This window comes from Bacillus hominis (assembly GCF_018332515.1).
GTDB lineage: Bacteria > Bacillota > Bacilli > Bacillales > Bacillaceae_G > Bacillus_A > Bacillus_A hominis.
In genome coordinates this window covers 1-1,029 of record NZ_BOQD01000478.1, presented here as the reverse complement: position 1 = coordinate 1,029, position 1,029 = coordinate 1, and the positions used below count along the sequence as shown (strand labels likewise).

The 1,029-nt window shown below is 29.3% G+C and carries 1 protein-coding gene and 1 pseudogene; both read right to left on the bottom strand.

Annotated features, from left to right (window positions below; translation table 11 throughout):
• Positions 1 to 208 precede the first annotated feature (208 nt).
• The gene (locus KI356_RS26570; RefSeq protein ID WP_212936948.1) at positions 209 to 604 is read right to left on the bottom strand and encodes a RidA family protein; all 396 of its coding nucleotides are present in this window, start codon (positions 602 to 604) and stop codon (positions 209 to 211) included.
• A gap of 140 nt (positions 605 to 744) precedes the next feature.
• Positions 745 to 1,029, bottom strand: a pseudogene (locus tag KI356_RS26565) (hypothetical protein); the annotation flags it as partial.

Below are 1,029 nucleotides of genomic sequence, written 5' to 3'. Positions count from 1 at the left end.
TTATATGTTAGCTGTGGTTGTTAGGCTCCCCTTTTTAATTTGGTTCATAATGTGTTGTAGATTGTGTGGTTATTTGTTTTTTAAGTTATTTATGTTGTGTTATTGATAAGAATGTTTCCGTGTATAATTTATATTTTAGTTAATAAAAAACGCAATTCGTTTAAAGTGAACGAATTGCGTTGATATGATTAAGAATAAGTTTTTAAAATTAGTTTGCTACAGCGATTGCTTCGATTTCGATTAATAATTTATCGTTAATTAACTTTCTAACTTCTACAGCTGAACTTGCTGGTGGATTCTCAGTATCGATGTATTGATCTCGAATATCTCTGACAATGGCCATTTGAGAAATATCCGTTAAGAAAAATGTTAACTTTACTACATCATTAAAATTTAATTCTGAAGTTTCTAATGCGCTTTTAATATTTTCAAATACTTGGCGCGTTTGTGTACCTAAATTACCCAGCCCAACTATGTGACCATCAGTATTAAGTGCTACTTGTCCAGATATGTAAATTGTTCGTTTAGCGTTACTAACCTCAACAATATGTGAGTATCCAAAAGTTGCTGGCATAGTTTCCGGATTGATAAATTTCTTTTGCAAGGTGCATCTCCCCTATTTATATCGTATTTTCTTCATGTTTAATTTTAGATGACTATCTATTTTACAAATGATTTTTCACATATCCTTCTGCTACATATGTGGAGTTATAATACGCTGCTTATATCTATAAAATTAGGTATTTAATAGATTATATATGTTTGATTTTCTTGAATGCCGATTTTAATTATGCCTTGTTTTATTAATTCTTCAGTTATTTTTGTATAGAAAAAGTGATACCACCAAATAAAAAATTCTTCGTAAGTTATTTCTTTTGAGTATCTGCTGCTTGCAAAGTATTTTTTTAAAGGTTTCTCATTTTCTTTACATAATAAAATCAAATCTTTACTGATTGTGTTCGCGATTTCGTTAAGTATAGATAAGTCTTTGGCTTTAAACACCGGGATAATTGATTGCGAATTTTTATA